Origin of the sequence: Lactiplantibacillus garii (genome assembly GCF_003885105.1) — a bacterium.
Taxonomy (GTDB): domain Bacteria; phylum Bacillota; class Bacilli; order Lactobacillales; family Lactobacillaceae; genus Lactiplantibacillus; species Lactiplantibacillus garii.
This window is the reverse complement of the sequence record NZ_QWZQ01000015.1, coordinates 27,801-45,702: the sequence shown is the minus strand read 5'-3', so window position 1 is coordinate 45,702 and position 17,902 is coordinate 27,801. Positions and strand designations below refer to the sequence as shown.

The window sequence follows — 17,902 nt, the reverse complement described above, 5'->3', positions numbered from 1 at the left end:
CACTTCCTTTATCAGTTTAGTATAAGGTTATCTTACGGCGAAGCGAAAGTTTACGCAATGAACAAACTTGTCAAAAAGTCGCTTGACCATTTTCCCGAATGAAAATACAATGGTAAACATTGTGTAGAAAGGGTGACTGGTGTGCAGCAGGAATCAAAGTATCAAATTGAGGTGGTCGCGTCAAAGCACCGCCACATGTCGAATTGGGACATGTTTGCAACGTGGATCGGTGCCAACGCGAATAACGGAACGTGGTACGTTGGCGGGGTCTTAGCGGCTTGTGGTCTACTGACCGCGTTGAAGGTCATCGTGGTTTCATCTACGTTATCCTACTTATGCTTATCACTAGTTGGCTTTATGGGTTATAAAACCGGGGCAGCGACGATGAGTCTGATTCGGGGCTCGTTCGGGGTACGGGGGAGTTACGTCCCGTCCTTCGTTAACCTGACCCAGTATATCGGTTGGACGGCGGTCAATACGTTCATTGCGGCCACGTCGGTCAGCTATTTACTGCACGATCTGGTTGGGTGGCCAATTTATGGCAAACCCGGTGGCGCCAAGGGCTTGATCTTAGGCATCATTGTTATGAGTGTGTTGCACCTACTGAGTGTTTCGGTCGGGCAACGCTCCGTACAAATGATTGAACGAATTGGAATCATCCTGGTGATCCTGTTTGTGTTGTGGGAAACGGTGGTCGTTTTTAAAACCGTTTCGATTCACGAAATGTTGACCTGGCACGTGCCGGCGCGCTTTCACATGACGGCGGGAGCTGGGATGGACACGCTGGCCGCCTTTAATCTAGCCTGGGTGACTGCTGGCGCCGACTTTACCCGCTTCACGCGTAAACGGTCGGGGGCGACCCGGATGCCGTTTTTAGGCGCGTTTACCGGAGTATTCTGGTTTGCCTTCATTGGTTTGGCGGCTACCATTAGTATTGCCATTACGGCGGGCACGTACGATCCAAATAACTCCGATCCAAGTACGATTGCCAGTCGGTTAGGATTGGGAGTCTTGGCACTACTAGTCATCGTGTTAACGAGTATGACGGCCAACGCGGTCAATCTATTGGCGGCGGGGTCGGCGTTATCCAATATTTTTCCTAAGATTCGGTTACGCCCGGCACTTTGGGCGGTAACCATTATTGCAACTTTGGTCACCCTAGTCCCGTTAGTGATGGGCAGCTTTTTAGCGGCCTTTACCGCGTTTTTAGACTATATTGGCATGGTCTTAGGGCCGATGATCAGTATCATGCTCGTCGACTACTACTGGCGGCATCATCAACGCTACGACGTTAACGAATTGGCGAGCTCGAAGGGCCAGTATTGGTACGTTCACGGGGTTAACTGGATTGCGTTACTTTGTTGGGTTGTGGGCGTCGTTATTTTTATCGGAATCAAGCGAATTGCGTTTGTCGCGAACGTAACGGGTGCGACCTTTATTGATATGGCGCTCATTGGGTTGATCTACGCGGGCTTAATGCGGATTTTCTACCCACTTTCAGCCCAATGACCCGCTTTTGGATTACAATGGACTTGTAAACAAAATTTGAAGGGGTGTCACGATGTTTAAATTAACTGAAATTGACGAAGTTCTCGGCAACTTAGGCGACCACGCGGACTTTGCTACGATTGCCAAAAAAGAAAGCGACCTCGGTGTTCAACACTTTCAATACGACGTACCAACCGGTTCCACCACTTACTTTGGTGAGAATGGTTACATCGTCGAACGGCGGACGAACGGCTTAGCTACCCGGGTCGCGCGGGAAGAAGACGCGGCGACGGTGGAAAAGGTGGCAACCAGTTACGTTGCCGGTAAACTAAGTTTAGCGGACGCCGTTAAGCAGCTCGCCGCGGCGGGGTGCCAAGCTTGGACCGCTAACTTAAAACGTCAAATCATCGACTTTAGTGGTGACGAAGGTAAAATCATGGCGGCCGTTAAATACTAACGGTACTGACTTTTAGCGGACGTTGCATCATTGCTATGGATGTAAAAAAGCATCAATTACTCAGTTTGTTTTTTGAGTAATTGATGCTTTTTGGGTCTTATTTGGCAATTCCGGAACTTAATACCCCGCTTGGTGGTACTGTTTACTTAAGCGGCGTTCGATACCAAAGAGGGTGAGGGGGTTGAGCTTCCGCAATTGCTCGGAATCGTAGCGCATGATCAACTGTTCCGGACTGCTGGCAGTGACGCAGGTCACTCCCGTTAAACCCTGAACGGTCGTTTGAACGGCCCGTTGTAAGTCGGGATGTTGTGGCCAGACCGGGGACGTTAGCAGGACCATGCCGTGCTCGGGGTGCTGTAAAGTGACGTGGTACTTATCTAAGTAACGTTGAAACAGGTCTTCGGGATTCATGGTGCTTCCTCCTATAAACTCGTCCAGAGTGGAATGGCGGCCCAAATGAAAAATCCGGCTAGGGCGGCCATTAAGAGTCCGCCGATTAGCCAGCCGCTGCCGGCGAGCTTCTTGACTTGGTGATAGTAATATCCGGCCAGTACCCAACATAAAAGCATTAGGATAAGGCTAGTAACGATGATAAAATCAATTGTAAGTTCCATGAAATAGTTATCGTCCTCCGTAGGTTCTCACTACTGAGTGTGGCGGAAAAATGGTCAAAAAGCAACTAAAATCCCGTGAACGGGTCAAGTAAAAACGCGCAAATTACCCAATTATTTTTGGAGTAATCTACGCGTTTTTACTTGACCGAAATAAACTACTTTTAGCGCTGTGACTTCGAAGTTTAAACGTTAGTTGTTTTCAACGGGTTGGGTCCCGGGATGTTTTTCTTCAGCCAGCGGATCTTCGGCGGGTTCTTTCTGGTTGGTTACTAATAAGGATAAGCAGAAGCCGACCACGGAAAGTGCTAAGGTGAACCAGAACCCGTAATGAACGCCGTGGACGAAGGCGGTCGACCCACCGACGTGACTGGCGCTTTGGCCAATACCGAGTAAACTCGTTGCAATTGCGGTGGCCAGTGCCCCGAGAATTTGTTGCAACGTGTTTAAGATGGTACTCCCATCGGCAGCCACTGGTCCCCGTAAGGCGTTTAAACCGTACGTTTGGGCTGGTGACATGGCGAGTGGGGCGCCGACCATTAAAATGATGTGGGCCAAAACGACGTACCAGTAGGCAGTGTGCGTAGACGTTAGGATCAACATCAACGCGCCGATAAAGGTCAGTCCAAAACCAGCCCGGGTCAGGTACTTGGCCCCGTAGTTATCAAATAGGCGACCAGACGTGGCGGAAACCACCGCGTTAATGACACCACCGGGTAACATTAACACGCCGGTCAACGCGACCGGAACGGCCAACCCTTTTTGCCAGTACATCGGTAAGAGGTACATGGAGGACATAATGATTCCGAAGTCGATCATGACCAGGGCGGTCCCCACACTAAACTTCTTAAAACTGAACGCCCGTAAGTTTAAAATCGGGGTGTCCAAGTGAAGTTGCCGGTGACCGTAGAAGAAGAGGCATACGATCCCAACAACGAGGGCGACTACTACTAATGGGTTGGTCCAACCGCGGTCCCCAGCTAAGCTGGCACCCACGACTAGCCCGCCAAAACCGAGGGACGAAAGGATGATCGACAGGATGTCAACTTTTGGTTTGGTTAGTTTCGAGACGTTTTGCATAAAGAAAATGGTAATAATTAGGGCAATTGCCAATAACGGGACGAATAACCAGAAGATCCATTGCCACGAAAGGGCACCGAGGATGATGCCGGCGATGGTCGGTCCCACGGCCGGTGCAAACATAATTACTAAACCAACGAGACCCATTGCGGAACCCCGTTTTTCGGGCGGGTATACCGCGAGTAAAACGATGAAAATTAAAGGTAACAGTAAGCCGGTCGCAATTCCTTGGATCATTCGTCCGACTAAGAGTTGGCCAAAACTGCTAGCTAACGCGGAGATTACGGCCCCAACCATAAAGTCAGCTAAGGCAAAGATAATCAGTTGCCGGGTCGTAAAGTGTTTCGTTAGCATACTGGAAAGTGGGAGGACGATTCCGACCATTAGGAGGTAACCGGTCACGAGCCACTGGATGGTTCCAGTATTAACGTGTAATTGTTGTTCCAATTGGGGGAGGGCAATGTTTAAAGCGGTTTCGCTAAACATTCCTACGAAGCCCCCTAATAGTAACCCAATCATAATAAGATTGGGGTTACGTGGTTGCTTTGAATCCATAATAAAAAAACGCTCCTTTGTTTGTACAGTCAGCACAATAGGTCACTGTAACAGAAAAAAGCGCGCTTCGTAAGTGATTTCTGAAAAAACTTTTAGGGGTTTCTGAAATTTGAGACTAAGTCCGGGCTTCGAACTGGTGCCCACACTTTGGACAGGTGATGCGAACGCGGCCGTGATGTTTCGGGATCCGGATGCGTTGCTGGCACTGTTCACAGGAAAAAAAGCGGTAGTGCCAGTGTTGTGTTAGCTGGTACTTTAACCGGGAAAACGGGCGGGTAAGGGGCCGCCATAACCGTTGAAAGCTCCGGTTGATCGCGACTTGTTGGTAGATTTTCTTGGAAAACAGCCGCCAGTAGCTCAGTACAATGAGCAACACGGCGATTAAGACTAACCAACCGGAACGAATAAAGAAACTAATAATCACGAGTAGTAGGGCTAGGTTGGTTAAAAACCGGTTGAGGGTGTCGTTTTGCCCGTAACGGCCACGCATAAAGGTTTGTAACCGGCGTACCATTTTAGAATTAGGTTTCATCGTTGACTCACCGCTTCCTTGTTAATGTAATGAACTATCCTAACATACTTTGACCAACGGAACAATTTCCGGGGAAAAAAGCACGGTGCAGGACCGATAACGGTGTATACTAATAACTATTCTAACAAGTGGGGGAACCAAGATGTCAGCACAATCAAAAATCACACAAACCCAAGTTTTAGACGCCATTAGTCGGGCGGCCTTAACACTTGATCAAGCCGACCCCGTCCAAGCGGGCCTTCAACAACTTCTTAATGAATTTCGCCGAACCCTGCTGCAAACTAATGGTCAGTCCGCTACGACCGTCCTTTATCAAAGCAAAGTTGCGAGTTACGTTTTACAACACCCCGCTACTTACCCGGCAACGGTTAGCAAGCTAACGACGTTACTGAGCCAGTTCGTACACTCGGTCGCTTAATTTTCATCACTTAATTGCTGATTACGCGAAACAATGTAATCAGTTGAATAACTTGGTTTGATAATTATCCTAATAAGTTAACGACTTTATAGCTGTTTATATTATTTTTTTAATACTTCAATGCGGTACAAAGAAATTAGTTGCTTTTTTATGTTTACGATTGTAAACTATATTTAAAATAATTTAAGAAGGGTGGCGCAACCAATGGAAACTCAAACCAAAATTGACATTAGCGATGCGGAATGGGAAGTCATGCGGGTCGCTTGGACCTTAGGAAACGTTACGAGTAGTCAAATGTCATCAATTATGGCTGAAAAGATGGGTTGGAAGACGGCCACCGTTAAGACTTTGCTGGGACGCTTGATTAAGAAGGGCGCCTTGCGAGCAGAAAAAAACGGCCGGGCCTTTACCTACTACCCAACGGTGCAGGAACAACCATCAATGGACGAAGCGGTGAACACGTTGTTCAGTCACCTGTGCCAAATGCGGGTTGGTCAAACGTTGACGGACGTGGTTAAGAACTTAACGCTCAGCCAGCAAGACATTGCTGAGATGCAACGAGTTCTGACCGAAAAGGCTAAGACGGCACCGGCCATGGTCGACTGTGACTGTGTGCCCGGTGAAAATTGTTAAAAACAGCCCGTTCGGTCAGTTAAAAAATAACCATTAATTTGATAATTGAGTGGCCACTAACGTCAGCTGATGCCCACGGAGCGTGAAACCTCCGCGGGGCACCGGCTTTTTTGATGCCTATTTTTACGGGATCCCGGTAAAAAACAATTTAAACGCTTGACTTCTAACGTTTACGATTGTAAACTATAACCATAAATTACAAATGTAAACAAAACGGCAAAGGAGGTCATCCTGATGAAAATGGATAAGATGGATCACATGTCGATGGATGGCATGGTAGCAAATCATAAGATGGATATGAACGATATGGACATGGGTAACGGTCAGATGATGCACATGGGGAACTTGAAGCTGAAGTTTTGGGTCTCGTTGGTTTTGACCCTGCCAATTATTATCATGAGTCCCATGATGGGGATGCGGTTACCTTTTCAAATCACGTTTCAGCCGTGGTCCGATTACCTAGTTGCGATTTTAGGGACGGTGCTCTTCATTTATGGTGGGCAGCCATTCTTCAGTGGTGCTAAGGGTGAACTGGCCAACCGCAAACCGGCGATGATGACTTTGATTGCGATGGGGATCAGCGTTGCGTACGTTTATAGCATTTACGCGGTGATTGCAAACGACGTCCTGCACGTTACCCCAATGGTGACCGACTTTTTCTGGGAACTCGCTACCTTGATCGACATTATGTTGCTAGGGCACTGGATCGAAATGAACACCGTCATGAGTGCGGGTTCCGCGGTCGATAATTTGGCTAAACTATTGCCAAGTACCGCACACAAACTCATCAATGGCGACGTTCAAGACGTTGCGATTGCCCAACTCATTAACGGGGATCACGTCCAGGTTCGGGCCGGCGAAAAGATTCCGGCGGACGGCCAAATCGTTAGCGGGGCAACCAGCGTTAATGAAGCAATGGTCACCGGTGAAGCCCGCTTAGTTGAAAAACAGGTGAAGGACCAAGTTGTCGGTGGTTCCGTCAACGGTGAGGGGACTTTTGAAATGACCGTTACCGGAACGGGGGAAAACGGCTATCTAGCCCAAGTGATGCAGTTGGTCAGTGACGCCCAGGCGGCCAAATCATCGCAGGAAAACATGGCTGACCGGGTTGCCGGTTACCTGTTTTACGCGGCGTTGACCGTTGCTATCGTGGCGTTTGTCACCTGGTTATTAGTTGGTAACCTTGCGTTAGCCTTATCAATTGCGGTCACGGTGCTAGTCATCGCTTGTCCCCACGCCTTAGGACTGGCCATTCCGCTGGTGGTTGCGCGGAGTACGGCGATCGCGGCCGGTCACGGCTTACTCATTCGCAACCGGGACGCGATGGAACGGGTCAATCAATTAAATTACGCTCTAATGGATAAAACCGGGACGTTAACGGCCGGTAACTTTAAGGTCGCTGATTATCAGAGCAGCCGTGACCAATTTCAAGCTAACGACATTTTACGCTTAATGGCTAGTTTGGAAACGGGGTCGAGTCACCCGTTAGCCGTGGGAATTTTGACCGCGGCTAAGGCGCACCGGCTGACATTAATTCCCGTCACGGATAGTCATCAAATTACCGGGGTTGGCCTGAGTGGACAAATTGACGGGACGACTTACCAAATTGTTTCGGCCGCTTACCTGGACCGTGAAAAATTGACCTACGACCGGGCCGTTTTTGAGCGGTTAGCGGGGGCTGGCAACTCAGTCAGTTACTTAGTGGCGGATGGCCAAGTGCTGGGGTACGTTGCCCAGGGTGACCAAATTAAGCCAGAATCTAAGCACCTGATTGCGCAACTCAAGGCCCAAAACATTACGCCGGTAATGCTGACTGGGGATAACCCACAGAGTGCCCAAGTCGTTGCTGACCAGCTCGGAATTACTGCGGTGCACGCTAGTTTGTTGCCAGAGGATAAGGCCAAGCTAGTTAAACGGTACCAAGACGATGGCGGTCACGTGATGATGATCGGTGACGGGGTCAACGACGCACCGAGTTTAGCACAGGCTGATATCGGTGTGGCGATTGGTTCCGGGACCGACGTCGCCATTGATTCGGCCGACGTGGTACTGGTTAAGAGTAATCCTGACGACGTTGTGGACTTTTTAGCTCTGGCCCGGCAAACGACCCGTAAAATGACTCAGAATCTCTGGTGGGGTGCTGGTTACAACGTCATCACCATTCCGCTGGCCGCGGGCGTACTCGCACCAATCGGGTTTCTATTGAATCCGATGGTCGGGGCGGTCGTTATGTCACTAAGTACCGTCATCGTAGCGATTAACGCCATGACGTTACGCCTCAAAAATTAATTAAAACCGAACCGTCGTTAGTGAACGGCCGCGTGCTGGAAGGCTAACGGCGGTTTTTTAGTTGGTTTCCAAGTAAACTGTGATTCTAAGAATAAACTGATGCAAGTAAATTATTTCAACGAAAGCGGTTTTTTACCAACTTTAGGTGCTAAAATAGGAGTAATTTATCTGAGGATGTGAGAGCGATGTGTACTAGTTTAACTTATGCAACAACGACGGGTGATCAATTTTTAGCCCGGACTATGGACTTTGGCTTTGAACTTGGCGGCCGGCCCGTTGTGATTCCGCGGCACCACCACTTTACCAGCGTGGTGGATGAGGCGGGATTTGACGCGCCCTACAGCTTCGTTGGTGCTGGCCGGGATCTAAACGGCTACACTTTGATCGACGGGGTCAACGAACACGGGGTCAGTGCGGCCGCCCTGTACTTTGCGGGACAGGCACACTACGCTGATCAAGCCGCTGCCGGGAAAGTTAATTTAGCTCCCCACGAAGTTTTGATGTGGATCTTAGGCAACGTTTCTAGTACCCAAGAACTGGGTGAGCGGTTGACGGACCTAAACATTATGGAAGCCGCCGCACCACTATTAAACATTGTGGTCCCGCTACACTGGATCGTTAGCGACCAAAGCGGTGCCACCTACGTTCTGGAACGGGAAGCGGACGGGATGCATTATATGAAGAACCCGGTGGGGGTTATGACGAATACGCCCGACTTTAACTGGCATTTAAAAAATCTCAGTAATTACGTGGCCCTACAACCGACGCCCCACCCAGACCGGCAGTACGGTGATTTAAAGGTTAGTGCCATTGGTCCTGGTTCCGGTGCGCTAGGGATGCCGGGTGACTATACGTCGGTCTCGCGGTTTGTGCGGACCGTCTTTATGCGTCAACATACCGATGCGGTGGCCACTGACGCCGAAGCGGTCAACGCGTTGTCACACATGTTAAACTCGGTTGAGATCCCTAAGGGGGTTAAAATTAAGGCGGATGGTGCTGCGGATTATACCCAGTACCGGTCGTACATGAGTATGCACGAACCCGCGTTTTACATGCAACCCTACGAAGATCAGACCATTACGCGGGTAGCGTTAACGGCTGATCTGATGAACGCGGCGCAACCAACGGAATTTGCGCTAAACGCGACCCAACGGTTTAACGCCGTTAATTAAATCAAAATAACTAACGTGCCGAAATTTGGCTTTGGAAAGAACTGATGACTCAATTTATGTTGAGATGTCAGTTCTTTTTTTGCGGTGGTAGCGGACCGCCCACCAACGCGTGACGGTTGATAAATTCACTGATGATTCAATTTAGTTGGACTAACATTAAACCGGATTTGATGTTACACTAGTTTGGAGTTTAGGGAAACATAACTTTAATTGCATGCTAATTTAAAATGACGCTTGCAATTAAATTCAAAAAGATATAATATCTACTAGGTGAGAATGATTATAAAGTAGTTACGGAGGCGGCACTAAATGAAAAAGAAAATGACTTTGGCGCAACGGGTCAACATTTTACGTGCGAGTGTCATGGGAGCCAACGACGGGATCTTATCGGTTGCCGGAATTGTTGTGGGGGTTGCCGGTGCGACTACCGATAGTTTCTCAATTTTGATTTCCGGGTTAGCGGGCATGCTGGCCGGCACGATTTCAATGGCTATGGGGGAGTACGTTTCCGTCAACACGCAAAAAGATTCACAAAAAATGGCGATTACCCATCAAAAACAGGCGTTAAAAGATAACTATGGCGGTGAAGCCGACTGGGTTGCCCAAAAGTATGTGCAACGGGGCATCAGTGAACCGTTGGCGCGAAAAGCGACGCGGGAAATGATGAACGAGGACGCGTTGGTCACCACGGTCCGTGAACGCTATGGGTTTAATCCGAGTCAGTTCATTAGTCCGTACGCTGCCGGCATTGCGTCGATGATCTCGTTTCCGACCGGGTCAATTTTACCGTTGGTTTCCATTACGTTCTTCCCACCGCAAGTTAAAGTGGTGGCGACGGTGATCGCGGTGGCCGTTGCGCTGGCCATTACGGGGTACGTGGCCGCAATTCTGGGGAACGCTAACCGGGTTCACGGAGTCTTCCGTAACGTGGTCTCCGGGTTACTAACGATGGTGGTCACGTACTTTATTGGGCACCTATTCGCCTGATTAATTAGGTCAAGGGGAGCGAAATTATGCAAATTTTAAAGGCAAAGCCAAAAAAGTCCAAACAAACGATGGACGAAAAATTAAACTCACTGCGGGCCGGGGTACTCGGTTCCAATGACGGCATTTTAACCGTTGTTGGGGTGCTGTTTAGTGTTGCGGCCGCCACGACTAACCAGTTCACCATTTTTATTGCCGGTCTATCCGACTTATTAGCGTGCGCTTTTTCGATGGCGTCGGGGGAGTACGCGTCGGTCAGTACGCAGAAGGATACTGAAAAAGCGGTCGTTGAAAAGGAACGGCAACTATTAAAAACTGATTTTGCCGGGGAGCTAGCAGCGGTCCAGCGGCATTACATGACTTTGGGGGTCACCGAAGCCACGTCACTGGAAATTGCGAAGGACCTGCTGTCTAAGAAGCCGTTGGAGACGGTCGTTAGCGTGAAGTATGATATGGAATTGGGACATTACATGAATCCGTGGGACGCCGCTTTCGCATCATTGTTTTCAGCGTCGGCCGGCGGGGTCTTCCCACTAGTTGCGATGACCTTTGCGCCCAAGGGGTTGCAGTGGCCGGCAACCATCATTGCGGTCTCGGTTGCGGTGGCTTTGACCGGTTACTTATCAGCCGTCCTCGGCAAGGGTAACGTTAAGACCGCCGTGATTCGGAACGTGATTGTCGGAATCATTACGATGTTTATTCACTTCTACGTCGGGAAATTATTCTAATAGATGAATATTAACGAATCAATAAAAATGACAAACGGTAGTTGCCGCTGTCATTTTTATTATATGTAAAATTAGCATGAAATTATCACTGAGTTTTAATTGTGCCCCGGTATAATATTGCCATCAATTAAATTGGGGTAATGAAGATTTGAAAAATATTACAACTAGCCGTTACATGAAGGGCATCATGTGGGCCATGCTGGCCTCGACGTTATGGGGAATTTCAGGTACGGTGATGCAGTTTGTGTCACAGAACCAAGCGATTCCGGCCGACTGGTTTTTATCCGTGCGGACGTTATCTGCCGGGATTATCTTGTTAACCATTGGGTTTATTCAGCAGGGAACTAAGATCTTTAACGTTTTTAAATCGTGGGCGGCGGTGGGCCAGTTAGTAGCTTACGCGACCCTCGGATTAATGGCGAATATGTACACCTTTTACGTGAGTATTGAGAAGGGGACCGCGGCGGCGGCCACTATTTTACAATATTTGAGTCCGTTATTTATCGTTCTGGGAACCCTAGTGTTTAAGCGAGAATTGCCGTTACGAACCGACTTGATTGCGTTTAGTATCTCACTACTAGGGGTTTTTCTCGCCATAACTAAGGGAAATATTCACGAATTGGCCATTCCCATGGACGCCCTCGTGTGGGGGATCCTTGCCGGGGTGACCGCCGCGTTGTACGTGGTTCTGCCGCGTAACATTGTGGCGCAAAACTCGCCGGTCGTCATCCTGGGATGGGGGACCCTAATTGCGGGAGTGTTATTCAATTTATACCACCCAATCTGGGTAGGTGCCCCTAAGATTACGCCAACCTTAGTGATTTCCATCGGGGCAATCGTATTGATTGGGACCATCTTCGCGTTTGGGTCCCTGTTGCACAGCTTGCAGTACGCGCCGTCCGCGGTGGTGAGCATCGTAGACGCCGTTCAACCGGTCGTGACGTTTATCCTAAGTATTATTTTCTTAGGCTTAAAGGTTAGTTGGGTTGAAATCTTGGGCTCAGTACTGGTGATTATTGCAATTTACATTTTGCAACGTTTTCGGAGTGATCCGGAGAGTGCTTAAATAATGTTTAACGGCTGCTCAACGGAAGTTGGTGGCCTTTTTTGGTAGAATGAAGTGGATAATTAAAACGGAGGTGGTTTGCGTGGCAACGTTATTAACGGCCGAACAGCAGGCGTATGGACGGTCACTGTTAACAAAGTTTGATCAGTTGGAGGGTTTCGTTCCCGGTGAGGGTAGCCGTAACCCGGTCCTAGTTATGGTCTCAGAAGCGCCCGGTCGTACGGAGGCCCGGGTTGGGCACCCCTTTCAGGGACCGGCTGGAATCGAGTTAGACCGCTGGTTAACGCAACTTGACCTCACCCGTGCGCAAGTTTATTTGACCGGTGCCGTGCGTTCCCGGCCTTACCGCGTGGGTAAGAGTGGGCAAAAGCGGGATCGCCGGCCAAGCCGGGTGGAAGTTGAAGCCAGTGCTCCGTTACTGGATGCGGAATTGGCCGAACTAAAGGGTCGGTTGTTGGTACCGTTGGGCAATACTGGGTTGCAACGGTTGCTGGGAAGTAAGTTTAAAATCAGTGCCGTGCATGGGCAATTATTGAAATTGCCGGTGCGATGCTGGAATGCGGGCCAGGGGCGTTTTGAAACAACGGCCACGACTTACCCCATTTTTCCGCTGTACCACCCGTCGTACTCAAAACGTTTTAAAAAGTTTTTACCGGTGGTGAACCGGGATCTCGAAGTTTTAGCTGACTATTTGCAGGAATCCCGTTTAAACTAGACTAAAAAGGACTAACGTTGCTGATCCGTGATCAGTTGCGATAGTCCTTTGATTTAATATCATCAGTGTCCGGGTCTTTCCTCAAACTAGGACTAATTCCCGTGCCGGGGCGTGCATTTTGATGACTTCGGCGCCTAAGTCCGTGTAGGGTGTCCCCGTGGTTGTTAAACCGAATTTTTCGTAAAATTTCTGAACGTGCGTCTGTGCGTCAATTTCAATGGTCGCGTCACCGTAGTGAACTTTAAGAATTGCCATGACGTGGTTCATTAACTTTTTGCCGAGCCCGGTGCCCCGGTAACTACTGTCAGTGGTAATCCGGCCAAAGGAAACGACGCCGGCGTGTTCGTAAATTCGGGCGTAGGCCACTAAATGCCCCTGATCGTAGGCAAAAACGTGCCGAGCATCGAGGTCGGTATCATCGGGATCTTGATAGGAACGGGCCTGTTCCTTAACGAAGGTTTTAGCGCGTAGCTGGTAAATGTCGTGTAACTGGGTGGTTGTTAAACCGTTAAATTTCTTTACGTACCATTTCAAGTTCAAAATTATGCCCTCCTTGAAAACGGGGACTTAGCTTCCCGGTTATTTTCAAATGAGTCTACAATTTAACACCGTGTTTTTTGCACGTCAACCGGAAAGTTCTATGAATTTGAAAGCCTAAATTGGCGGGCTGAAAAATGAAAAAAGCATTAAAAATCCCGTGTGGATTAGTGGCCATCACGGGATAAAAATACTTTATTTGACTAGATGATTAATACCAAGCTGGTTTGTCGCCGTCCGTATTAGGTTTGTTAACACCAAGTGAGGTCCGCACACTTTCCGCTGGGTGCTTGGCTAACTTAACAACTAAAGCGGCAATACTTTTACGGGAAACTTCGGTCCCCTTAAAGGCTTCACCCTTTTGCGTTGTTTCGTAGTCAATTTCGTCGTGGTTAGTTAACCAGGCGGGACGAATGATCGTGTAGTCCAAATCGGACTTTTCTAAGACTTGGGCAGCGTCAAAGTAGCGGGTCAGGTAGCTCCCCAGGGTTGCGTTGTTCCATTCGCCAAACTTCCCGGGAACTTCGTTGTAAATGCCTAAAGTTGAGATCCAGATGATCCGCTTAAGTCCGGCCGTGTGCATTGCTTTAACGACCGTTTCGGCTTGAGTCTTGATATTTTGACCGGCTAAATTAGCGTAAACTACGTCTTGTCCGGCCATTGCTTGGGTTAACTTCGCTTCGTCGGTGACGTCACCGTCAATGATGCTGACCCGGTCGGATTTCAAGTCGTTTACCCGTTGGGCGTTACGTAAGTAAAGTGTGAGTTCAAAATCGTCATCCGCTAAAAACTGCTTTTCGGCTTGCCGGGCAATCTGTCCCGCAGCCCCTAAAATCAATACTTTTGTCATATTTATCCCTCCTGAACACCCTAACTGTAAATCTAATAATTACAGAATGCAAGCAAGGGGTTTCAAAAAAATAATGCAAATTTGTGTCACTTTTTGAATTTAGACCTATAATGGGGTTGTAACGAAGAAAGTCTTTGTTGCATCCAGATAAAAGAGGCGATAATCATGGCACAAAAGCTTAGCAAGGAACAAAAAAAGGCTATGATTCAAAAAGCTGAAGAAGAACGTGCAAAGCATCCCAAGAAGAAGAGCGGCGTTTCCGGTTTTGAAACGATCGACGAAGATGCTAAGAAATTATCTAATAACTAATTTCTAGTACGGCTTTAAAGCGCGGCTAACTGTCGGTGACGACGGTTAGCCTTTTTTGTCTCCGCATAATCATTGTCGAAACGTGCGCTGAAAGTCAGCGGGCGCCGCTTACCGGCTAACCGACTTTTGGCACACTCTGTTTCTATCTAGGCAGCGTTTGTTTTTGACAGCGCTTGCAGTATAATGATGATAAATCGATGGGGGTGGTGTTGATGGATCGATTCACAACTTTTATCGCGCAACTCGACCAAACGCTAGCGGCAGAACCGGCGACGACGCACGAGCTAGTCTATGTGCCGGTAACCTTTAGTTTTCACGACCAACGGCTACACGTCGAGATCAATACGTTACAAACCTCGTTTGATCAGGGGGACAACGCGTTTGGTGTTCAGGATATATTGGACCGGGTGCGGATGTTAGTCGGTTTGGAATTAGCGGACCGGGCCCATTCGCACTGGCCAACCAAGACGACGACCCGCAACCTGACGATCACACCACACAAAGTTGTGCGAATTATTCCGGTCGACATGCAAAGGTATCACGTGGAATGAAAAAATTAGCACTCTTGATTCTTGAGTGCTAAATCGTTGCATTTGTTAACTAAGCGACTATCATGAAAGTGTAAACAAGTTGAAAGGGTGAGTGCACATGGCTAACGATATGATGAATTGGCGTAACGATTTTTTTGATCGTTTTAACGACTTAACAAAAATGGATGATTTGGTTAACGGCTTAGGGCGTTCGTTGTCGAACGTGACCGGCAACGGTTCAATGCTTAAGACCGATATCAAGGAAAATGATGAACAGTACGTCATGAAGGTGGACGTACCCGGGATCGATAAAAAGGACATCGCGCTCAAGTACCGCGATGGGACGTTATCAATTGCCGTTAAGCGGGATAGCATTAGCGATGATAGTGATCACGATGGAAATATTATTGCGAGTGAACGCCAGTCGGGACGCTTTGGCCGGCAGTACGCCTTACCAGACGTGGACGTTGATAAGATCGAAGCCCACTACGAAAACGGGGTACTAGAATTGACGTTGCCAAAGAAGGCCGCGGCGGATACCCACCACATTGAAATTCAATAGTAGTAAGGAAGGGCCGGCAACTGGGTGCGGGGCACCTGGCTACCGGTCTTTTATACCCTCAACCGGGTTTCGTGAAAAGCGAATGTTAACCTAAACTTTTCAAAAATCTTCAAGTTTTAGTAACGCACAGCGGGGAAATTTCTGGTACAATCTGTAGTTACCGGTAGTGGATTACCGGTTGTGCTCAAACGAGCTTAGAAGTGTCGGAGGATTTATTAAGAAAGTAGGAATGCGTGATGACGGAAGGTTTTAGACCGAGTCACCCTAAAATATCGATTGACGATGACCCTGGAATACGGAGTCAAATCGAAGCCTTGACGGGTGAACTCTCACAACAGCAATTGGCTAAATGGGCGTTAATTATCGCTAAAAAGGCCTTACAATATGTCGATGATCAACAAAAATATGATCGGCAATTGCGGCTAGCCATGGATGCCAACGAACTTTGGCAAGTTAATTTAGTTAGCGTATATCAGGTACGGCAGGCGTTAGGTCGGGTCGCAGCGTTGAGCTCCAATAGCACGAGTTCAATTGGTGCGGCGGCCATTGACTGTATTCGGTGGGCGGTTGCGTCCGCGGATGCCGATGAAAACGCGTTACGGGCATCGGATCAAGCGGTTAAATTGGTCAACTTAACTAAGCCTAACGACGCGGCGGCCGTAACGGCGGAACGTCAGTGGCAATACGACCAGTTGGCCGGATTAGCCCAGAATATTCAGCAGGGACTGCGGCATATGTTATAATTCTCACAGATATAAGTTAGGTGGGGATTTTACATGGCAGCAGAAGTACATGCAAAAGCTAAAGTGGAGTTACTTCGTCAGTACCAAGAAATTGTTTCAAAGTATTTAAATAATATTACGGAAACGGTTGATGTTGGGGCGCATTTTAAATTAAAAAACGAACCCGGTTTTAACTACTTTGTTGACTATTTATTCTTAGCGAACGTTTGTTACCAAGCAAGTTTAGATATTTTAAATAATGAAGATCAAAAGTACCCTGAAACGAATGACCGTTTAGCAACCGTTATTCTAAAGTACCCGGAATATTTGACGTTGGCGGTTTTTAACGCCGATTTTCAAGATGAAAGTGTCACCGACCACTACGAAAAAACGTTGGTTGACCTTGCTGGGACTTTAGATTAAGTTGCTGAAATAATTGACGCCACGGACTCCAACTGGAGTTGCGTGGCGTTTTTAGGAGGAAAGCAATGATTGAATGGAACGCCGCGACCATTAAGGACTTTCAAACGACGCTGCTTAATTGGTACGACCAAGAGGGCCGGGATTTACCGTGGCGTCGTGATCACGACCCGTACCACGTTTGGGTCTCGGAAATTATGTTACAGCAGACCCAGGTTCAAACGGTGATTCCGTATTACGAGCGCTTTATGGACTGGTTTCCAACCGTGGCCGACCTCGCCGCGGCCCCGGAAGAACGGTTATTAAAGGCGTGGGAGGGACTCGGGTACTATTCTCGGGTCCGCAATATGCAACGTTGTGCCCGCCAGTTATTGGCCGATTATGACGGTCAGTGGCCCGAAACCGCCGCGGGGTTAGCTGAATTGACCGGCATTGGCCCGTACACCGCGGGAGCCATTGCCAGCATTGCCTTTAATCAACCGGTTCCGGCCGTGGACGGTAACGCCTACCGGGTGTTTAGCCGGTTGCTAAAAATTGACGCCGACGTCGCGAAGCCGCAGACCCGGAAAATTTTTGAGCGGGCGATTGCCCGTATCATGCCAACGGACCGTCCCGGTGATTTTAACCAGGCCATTATGGACCTCGGGTCGAGCTACATGACGGCGCGCCAACCGGATACGGCCCATTCACCAGTCAAACGTTTTAATCAGGCGTACTTAGACGGGGACGAATTGGCGTATCCGGTCAAGACCAAAAAGCCCCGGCCTAAACCGGTCGCTTACGTTGCGGTGTTAGCGCGGATGGGGACGGACTGGCTAATGACTCAGCGGCCCAGTAACGGAATGTTAGCTAATTTGTGGACGGTGCCGCTGATTCCCGTGGCCGACTTGGAACTGGCTGACGATGCAACGGCTGCGGATCAGTTGGCGGCCGTTACGGCTTATTTTAAGCGAGAATACCGCCTAAAGCTGACGGTTCAACCACTCGATGTTCGGCCGGTAACGCACACGTTTACCCACCAGAAGTGGACGATCCAACTGTTAACGGGACAGCTTGTCACTAGTGATTTGGCCTACTTTGCGGGCCGCCGGATTTCCGAGTCGGAGCTGACCCGGTTACCAATTCCCAAGGTTCAGGAGAAAATTTTTGCCCGGGCGGGTGTTTCCCTGAAAGACTAGTCCCACTCCTAACTGGGGGTTGTGGTAAAATATAGCAAACTCAAGAAATTAACGGAGGACGTATGT

The 17,902-nt window shown here is 48.8% G+C and carries 22 protein-coding genes; 16 read left to right on the top strand and 6 right to left on the bottom strand.

Annotated features, from left to right (window positions below):
- Positions 1-141 precede the first annotated feature (141 nt).
- Together D1831_RS06050 and D1831_RS06045 are read left to right on the top strand one after the other, a co-directional pair.
- A complete protein-coding gene (locus D1831_RS06050) occupies positions 142-1,509 on the top strand; it encodes a cytosine permease (protein WP_125072031.1) in 1,368 nt (455 codons plus the stop codon).
- Between the two features lie 52 nt (positions 1,510-1,561).
- Positions 1,562-1,945 (top strand): DUF1398 family protein, encoded by a 384-nt coding sequence (locus tag D1831_RS06045; protein ID WP_125072030.1) that lies wholly within the window; start codon positions 1,562-1,564, stop codon positions 1,943-1,945.
- A 117-nt stretch (positions 1,946-2,062) separates the two neighbouring features.
- Here the strand turns inward: D1831_RS06045 and D1831_RS06040 are convergent, their stop codons facing one another.
- The 4 genes from D1831_RS06040 to D1831_RS06025 form a co-directional block, all read right to left on the bottom strand.
- A complete protein-coding gene (locus D1831_RS06040) occupies positions 2,063-2,356 on the bottom strand; it encodes a hypothetical protein (RefSeq protein WP_125072029.1) in 294 nt (97 codons plus the stop codon).
- 11 nt (positions 2,357-2,367) lie between these two features.
- The gene (locus D1831_RS06035; protein WP_125072028.1) at positions 2,368-2,559 is read right to left on the bottom strand and encodes a hypothetical protein; all 192 of its coding nucleotides are present in this window, start codon (positions 2,557-2,559) and stop codon (positions 2,368-2,370) included.
- Between the two features lie 189 nt (positions 2,560-2,748).
- Complete coding sequence (locus tag D1831_RS06030; RefSeq protein WP_125072027.1) at positions 2,749-4,191, bottom strand: DHA2 family efflux MFS transporter permease subunit; 1,443 nt, start codon at positions 4,189-4,191, stop codon at positions 2,749-2,751.
- Between the two features lie 115 nt (positions 4,192-4,306).
- A complete protein-coding gene (locus D1831_RS06025; protein ID WP_125072026.1) occupies positions 4,307-4,723 on the bottom strand; it encodes a zinc ribbon domain-containing protein in 417 nt (138 codons plus the stop codon).
- Positions 4,724-4,865: 142 nt separating this feature from the next.
- Here D1831_RS06025 and D1831_RS06020 point away from each other — a divergent pair, with 142 nt between their 5' ends.
- The 8 genes from D1831_RS06020 to D1831_RS05985 all read left to right on the top strand — a co-directional run bounded on the left by D1831_RS06020 (position 4,866) and on the right by D1831_RS05985 (position 12,728).
- On the top strand, positions 4,866-5,141 hold the full coding sequence (locus D1831_RS06020; protein ID WP_125072025.1) for a hypothetical protein: 276 nt from the start codon (positions 4,866-4,868) through the stop codon (positions 5,139-5,141).
- 204 nt (positions 5,142-5,345) lie between these two features.
- Complete coding sequence (locus tag D1831_RS06015) at positions 5,346-5,774, top strand: CopY/TcrY family copper transport repressor (RefSeq protein ID WP_125072024.1); 429 nt, start codon at positions 5,346-5,348, stop codon at positions 5,772-5,774.
- Between the two features lie 234 nt (positions 5,775-6,008).
- A complete protein-coding gene (locus tag D1831_RS06010) occupies positions 6,009-8,063 on the top strand; it encodes a heavy metal translocating P-type ATPase (protein ID WP_179950296.1) in 2,055 nt (684 codons plus the stop codon).
- 185 nt (positions 8,064-8,248) lie between these two features.
- Positions 8,249-9,235 (top strand): choloylglycine hydrolase family protein, encoded by a 987-nt coding sequence (locus D1831_RS06005; RefSeq protein ID WP_125072023.1) that lies wholly within the window; start codon positions 8,249-8,251, stop codon positions 9,233-9,235.
- A gap of 309 nt (positions 9,236-9,544) precedes the next feature.
- Positions 9,545-10,222 carry a VIT1/CCC1 transporter family protein gene (locus D1831_RS06000; protein ID WP_125072022.1) on the top strand — a complete coding sequence of 226 codons (678 nt, stop codon included), beginning with the start codon at positions 9,545-9,547 and terminating at the stop codon, positions 10,220-10,222.
- A 26-nt stretch (positions 10,223-10,248) separates the two neighbouring features.
- Positions 10,249-10,947 carry a VIT1/CCC1 transporter family protein gene (locus D1831_RS05995; protein ID WP_125072021.1) on the top strand — a complete coding sequence of 233 codons (699 nt, stop codon included), beginning with the start codon at positions 10,249-10,251 and terminating at the stop codon, positions 10,945-10,947.
- Positions 10,948-11,104: 157 nt separating this feature from the next.
- Entirely contained in the window at positions 11,105-12,013 is a 909-nt protein-coding gene (locus D1831_RS05990) for a DMT family transporter (protein ID WP_125072052.1), read from the top strand.
- Positions 12,014-12,095: 82 nt separating this feature from the next.
- A complete protein-coding gene (locus D1831_RS05985) occupies positions 12,096-12,728 on the top strand; it encodes a uracil-DNA glycosylase (RefSeq protein WP_225422799.1) in 633 nt (210 codons plus the stop codon).
- Positions 12,729-12,809: 81 nt separating this feature from the next.
- Here the strand turns inward: D1831_RS05985 and D1831_RS05980 are convergent, their stop codons facing one another.
- Positions 12,810-13,268, bottom strand: coding sequence for a GNAT family N-acetyltransferase (locus tag D1831_RS05980; protein WP_125072019.1), 459 nt, complete (start codon positions 13,266-13,268; stop codon positions 12,810-12,812).
- A 208-nt stretch (positions 13,269-13,476) separates the two neighbouring features.
- A complete protein-coding gene (locus tag D1831_RS05975) occupies positions 13,477-14,115 on the bottom strand; it encodes an SDR family oxidoreductase (protein ID WP_125072018.1) in 639 nt (212 codons plus the stop codon).
- Between the two features lie 165 nt (positions 14,116-14,280).
- Between D1831_RS05975 and D1831_RS14535 the strand changes: the two genes are divergently transcribed.
- From D1831_RS14535 to mutY, 6 genes are all read left to right on the top strand, one after another.
- Positions 14,281-14,424, top strand: coding sequence for a hypothetical protein (locus D1831_RS14535; RefSeq protein ID WP_003642964.1), 144 nt, complete (start codon positions 14,281-14,283; stop codon positions 14,422-14,424).
- 212 nt (positions 14,425-14,636) lie between these two features.
- The gene (locus D1831_RS05970) at positions 14,637-14,975 is read left to right on the top strand and encodes a hypothetical protein (RefSeq protein ID WP_125072017.1); all 339 of its coding nucleotides are present in this window, start codon (positions 14,637-14,639) and stop codon (positions 14,973-14,975) included.
- Positions 14,976-15,072: 97 nt separating this feature from the next.
- Positions 15,073-15,516: an Hsp20/alpha crystallin family protein gene (locus D1831_RS05965; RefSeq protein WP_125072016.1), complete on the top strand. Its 444-nt coding sequence runs from the start codon at positions 15,073-15,075 to the stop codon at positions 15,514-15,516.
- Positions 15,517-15,752: 236 nt separating this feature from the next.
- Positions 15,753-16,259: a putative immunity protein gene (locus D1831_RS05960; RefSeq protein ID WP_125072015.1), complete on the top strand. Its 507-nt coding sequence runs from the start codon at positions 15,753-15,755 to the stop codon at positions 16,257-16,259.
- 33 nt (positions 16,260-16,292) lie between these two features.
- Complete coding sequence (locus D1831_RS05955; protein ID WP_125072014.1) at positions 16,293-16,661, top strand: hypothetical protein; 369 nt, start codon at positions 16,293-16,295, stop codon at positions 16,659-16,661.
- A gap of 65 nt (positions 16,662-16,726) precedes the next feature.
- Positions 16,727-17,836, top strand: a complete 1,110-nt coding sequence (gene mutY, locus D1831_RS05950) for an A/G-specific adenine glycosylase (protein WP_125072013.1) — start codon at positions 16,727-16,729, stop codon at positions 17,834-17,836.
- The last annotated feature ends 66 nt before the right edge of the window (positions 17,837-17,902 follow it).